At 70.4% G+C, this 5,345-nt stretch carries 3 protein-coding genes; all 3 read right to left on the reverse strand.

Features of this window, described 5'->3' with window-relative positions:
• Positions 1-195 precede the first annotated feature (195 nt).
• Positions 196-3,177 (reverse strand): ATP-binding cassette domain-containing protein, encoded by a 2,982-nt coding sequence (locus ACFWPJ_RS23560; RefSeq protein ID WP_378854561.1) that lies wholly within the window; start codon positions 3,175-3,177, stop codon positions 196-198.
• A gap of 352 nt (positions 3,178-3,529) precedes the next feature.
• Positions 3,530-4,459, reverse strand: coding sequence for an ABC transporter permease (locus tag ACFWPJ_RS23565; RefSeq protein ID WP_378854562.1), 930 nt, complete (start codon positions 4,457-4,459; stop codon positions 3,530-3,532).
• 5 nt (positions 4,460-4,464) lie between these two features.
• Positions 4,465-5,345, reverse strand: an 881-nt coding sequence (locus tag ACFWPJ_RS23570; RefSeq protein WP_378854560.1) for an ABC transporter substrate-binding protein, incomplete at its 5' end; no start/stop codon positions are given.

Consider the following 5,345-nt stretch of genomic DNA (forward strand, 5'->3'; position numbering starts at 1 on the left):
GCGTGGACGGCGTCTTTCTGGACTGACCCTCAATCCTACATCCCGGTGTCGGGCCTCCGGGGCACGTCTCACTGCGAGTTCTCAGAGTGCGGTGAGGTGGTCAGCGCATCAACGGCGCTGCCGCAGTGGTTTCCGGGGCGGTGGGTTCGGTGACCGAGCGGGTGGATCGGGCGTAGTCAGGCAGGCCACGAGATGTCAGCCCATCAGGTCTGCGGTGGCCTGGTGTGTGGGGCTGGCGAGAACTGCTGCTGGAGTACCGGATTCGACGATGCGGCCGTGGTCGAGGACGAGGAGCTCGGTGCAGTGCCGGGTGACCAGGGCCATGTCGTGGCTGATCAGCAGGACGGTGGTACCGCGGTCGGCGCGGAGGTGGTCGAGGAGGGTCATGATCGCGGTGGCGGTGGCGGTGTCGAGTGCGGTGGTGATCTCGTCGCAGATCAGGACGGCGGGGTCGGCGGCGAGGGCTCTGGCCAGGGCGACGCGCTGGCGTTGGCCGCCGGAGAGTTCGCGGGGATGGCGGGTCGCGAGGTCGGTGGGGAGTTCGACTGCGGCGAGCAGGGATTCGACGCGGCACCCGACCTCGGCCTTCGGCACCCGGGCAATGCGGCGGAGGGGGCGCGCGAGGGTCTGTTCGACGGTGCGGCGGGGATTCAGTGCCGCGAGTGGATTCTGGGTGACCAGTTGGATTCCGTTGACACCGGCCTTGATTCGGCGTCTTCGACCGACCGGGATTCGCGTACCCCGCAAGTCGAGCGAACCCGCGCCGGTGGTGTGCAAACCGGCGATCACCCGCGCGAGGGTCGTCTTCCCCGCGCCGGATGGGCCGACCACTGCCAGCGCTTCACCCGCGCGCACCGTGAAATCGATGTCGACCAGGATCTCGTGGCCGTCGGCTACCGCGCTGATTCCGTTGACGCGCAAGGCAGTCGGGCCGTCATGTCGGTTCGCCCGGGATTCCGTCGCGCTGTGATGACCGGCGGCTCCGCTCGTCCGCTCCGTGCCCGGCTGCCCGGGGCGCAGATCCGAGGCCGCGTAGCCGAGCACCGCTCGCAGGGCCCGAACGACCGTGTCGAACAGCGATCCGTCGACCGCCAGCCCTGCGCCGCTGCCGGATCGGTCGGCACGTGACGACGATGCAGCTCTGCGTGTTCCCAGCCCGGGCCTTGCACCCTCGATCGCACCGGTTTCGCAACCCGCGCCGCCACGGGTGGCGCCGGATCGGTCGACACGTGACGGCGATGTTGCTGTCTGAGTTCGCGGTTGGGGTCGTGCGCCCTCGGTCGCGCAGGTGTCTTCATCCGCACCGTCAACCCCGACTTTGTCTACGCACGCGAGAGCGGTCTCCGACTCGGACGACCCGGCGGCCCCAGCCTCATCGATGACCGGTATGCCGCCGGGCGGGTGGACCTCGACGATGGTGTCGGCGATGGCGAGGTCGGACGACCCGACGCCTCCAGCCTCGTCGATGACCGGCATACCGCCGGGCGGGTGGACCTCGACCACGGTGTCGGCGATGGCGTGGACCGTGGTGGTGTCGTGGCCCGAGAGGAGGACGGCGGTGGATTCGCGGACGGCGAGGTCGGCGATGAGGCGGGCGATGTCGGTGCGCAGCGCGCCGTGCAGGCCCGCGAGCGGCTCGTCGAGGACGAGTACCTCCGGGCGGCGGAGGAACGCCCGGGCGAGGGCGACGCGGCGTTGCTGGCCGCCGGAGAGGCGACCGCAGCGGCGGCGCAGGTGGGTGGCGTCGAGGCCGACCAGTTCGAGGGCGGCGCGGCGGTCGGCGTCGGAGGCGGTGGGCGCGGCTTCGGCGAGCAGGGCGCGCACTCGGAGCAGTGGATTCAGTTCGGAGCCGGGGTCCTGGCCGACGTAGGCGATCCGCGTGCGCCGGAATGTCCGCAGCGCACGGGAATCCAGCGCGAACACCTCCTGCCCGGCGACGAGCACCGCACCCTCTTGACTGGCGCCGGCAGGGAGGTGCCCGAGCAGCGCGCGCATCGCGGTCGACTTACCCGCACCCGACGGCCCGGTCAGCGCGGTGACGGTGCCCGCCTTCAATCGGAAGGACAACGGCGCCAGCAACACCGCCCCGGTGTCAGCGACCACGGTCAGCCCTTCGATCACCGCCGCATCCCCTGCGTCGACTACCGAAATACCGCAGTCGTCCCGGCGCCCGTGCCGCTCCGCATGAACACCAGCGATCCGCCCGCGACCGGCTGCCGCGCGCCGCTCGCCAGCGGTTCGTCTACTGCCGGCTGCCGCGTGTCCCTCGCCACCGACGCGCCCATGGCCCGCTCCTGCGCGACTCTCGCTCCCGGCCCGACCATTGCCCATCGCTGCCGGACCCTCGTCATCAGACGAACCGTCCGAGGCCTGTGCGGGGCCGAATGCTGACGCGTCAGGTTCGGCGAGGTTGGCATCGCGGCGCGTCTCGGAGTCGGTCGTGGCGCGCGCCGGGTCGGCGGTGCGCGTGGCAGCTCGGCGGTCGGTCGCGCCGGTTCCCGACCGGCTTTGTCCCGACCCCCCGGTGACCACCAGATTCACCCCGACCGCGACCACCGCGATCGCCGCGCTGGGCGCGAGCACCGCCCACGGGTTGAGCAACAGTCCGGAAGCGTTGTCGCGCACCATGTTCGCCCAGTTGTCGTCGTCGAGGGCGGGCAGACCGAGGAACGAGACCGTGCTCACGAGGTAGACGCCGACGACGAAACGCAGGCCGAGCTGGGTGGTGAAGACAGAGCGCAGATTGGGCAGGATCTCCCGGAAAACCAAGTAGGGAAGGGATTCTCCGCCGGCGATCGCGGCTTCGACATAGCCGCTGGTGGCGATGGTCGACGCGGCGGCCGCGAAGATCCTGGCGCAATAGGGCACGCCGAACAGCAGCGACACCAGGATCAGCGCGAACACTCCGCCCTGCGGCCACGCGGTGAGGACGAGCAGGATGCCGAGCACCGCGGGCAGGAGAATGACCAGATCGCCGGCGAGTTCGATCACCGAACCCGCCCGCGGCCGAACCGCCGCCACCGCACCGAGCACCGCCGACAACACGGTCACCGCCACCGCGATCACCCCCGACACCACCAGCAACTGAGTGCCACCGGTGAGCAGATGACTCAACACATCCCGGCCGAGCCGATCCGTCCCCAGCACCGCTCCCCCACCGGGCTCCACAAACGGCATCCCCACCGCCCGCTCCCCCGGATAGGGAGCAAGCAACGACCCCACCACCGCGAGCACCACAACGAGCCCCACCCCGCCCGCCGCCGCGCATCGCCACCACACCCGCCTGGACAGCTGATCACCACGCCGTGATGGCGGCATCGGCCGAGTAGCTCCCGCCACCACGGCGTGTTGATCTTGTTGGGGACGCATCAACTCGCCTCCTCTGGCGATCTGGGGCGAGTTTCGGCTGGGCGCCCGATAGCTTCGGACGGGCTGGGACGGGTGGTGGTCGCGAAACGGCGCAGCGTATGCGCAAGGTCTGGGTGGAAGTTCGGCAGAACGGGGCCCGTGTGCTTCGGCTCGACAGCGTTCATCGCGCACCTCCCGACGCCCGGCTGCGGACGAAGTCCGCGATCGCGAGCAAGGTCATGATGACGATGGCGGTGAGTGCGACGACCGCCGCGACCGTCGCGGTGTCTCGGTCGGCGACCGAACCGGCCAGTACCGCGCCGACGCCCGGGTAGTTGAAGAGAGTCTCCACCACCAGCGCGCCGCCGAAGAGCATGCCGACGGAGGTGGCGTAGCCGGCGACGATGGCAGGCGCGGCGAAGGGGAGCATGTGCCGCATCAGGACGGTGCGGGCTGGAAGTCCTTCCAGGACAGCACTTTCCACATGCGGCGCGGTGGCGACATCCTGGAGCGCCGAGCGGACCACCCGGGCGTTCCAGCCGATCTGCGGTATCGCCAGGGCGAGTACCGGCAGGATCAGCATCTCCGGGCCCGCAGGGAAACCGGAGCGGTCGGTGATGGTGACCGCGGGCAGCCAGCCGGTCGCCAGCGAGAACACCAGGATCAGCAATGTGCCGCAGACGAATTCGGGCACGGCGACCGCGACGGTACTGGCGGGCTGCAAGATCCGCGCGCCGACGGCGGTCGGGCGCACCGCCCACCAGCAGCCGAGCGCCAGCGAGGTGACGACAGTCAGCAAGAGCGCGATCCCGCCGAGCAGCAGGGTCTGCGGGAATTTGTCGGCCAGCAGTGTGGCGATCGAGTTTCCGCGCGCGGTCTGCCCGAAGTCACCGGTCAGCACGCCGGAGAGCCAGTGCCAGAACTGCACCGGCAATGCGCGGTCGAGGCCGAGCTCATGTTCCTTCGCGGCGAGCTCGGCCTGTTCCGCATCCCGGCCCAGCGCCGAGCGGGCCGCGCTGCCCGGCAGCAGGTCCACCGCCACGAAGACGATGGCCAGCAGTGCCAGCAGCAGCGCGATCCGCCGGAGCAGGGGCAGGGCGAAGGTTTTCATGGCGATCACGCCAGCCAGGCGCGTTCCAGCTGGACGCGGGCGAAGCCGCCGAGGGTCGGCAGACCGCGCACCGGCGCGGCGGCGATGTCGACGCCGTCGGCCATGCCCCACACCAGATAGCCGCCGCGCTCGAACTCGATGCGCTGGATATCGCGGACCACCTTGGTGTAATCGTCGCCCGAGGACGCCAGCGCCTTGGCGGTGGCCGCGTCGAATTCCGGGTCGCGGAAGGCGGTTTCGTTGCGATTGGAGCCCGAGGTCAACAACTTGTCGGCGAAGAAGAGCACCGAATCGTTGGTACCCCACGACACCGTGTAGAGCGGCGCGTTGAGCCAGGTCTGGTCGTAGAAGGAGGTGGGTTCGACCACCTGCACGTCCAGGCGGACGCCGATCTCGGCGAGCTGGGTGGCGATCACCTTCGCCGATTCCACCTCGCCGGGCACCTCGGCCTTCGTGACGAACGGGTAGCTACGGCCGGTATCGAAATTCGCCTCGCGCAGCAGGGTTTTGGCCCGCCCGACGTCGCGGTCGCGGCGCGCGAGTGCGGTGTCGTAGAGCGGGTCGGCGGTGCCGAGGATGTCGGCGGCGGTGGTGCCGAAGCCGGAATGCACCTGGTTGATTAGCGCGGTCCGGTCGACGCCGAGACGCAGCGCGGTGCGCACCCGCGCGTCGGCGAACGGGCCGTCGGCCGCGCGCATCGCCACGCCGAGCATGGTGTCGTTCGCGCGCCGGACCACCTGCAGGTCGCCACGGCCCGCCGCGGTGCGTCCGGCGATGGCGCCGACATTGGAGGCGAGGTCGATCTGGCCGCCGAGCACCGCATTGCCGAGCGCGGTGACGCTGTCGAACATGGTCACCTCGAACGCGTCGAGCAGCGGCGGGGTGC

Origin of the sequence: Nocardia sp. NPDC058497 (genome assembly GCF_042720195.1) — a bacterium.
Classification (GTDB): Bacteria; Actinomycetota; Actinomycetes; order Mycobacteriales; family Mycobacteriaceae; genus Nocardia.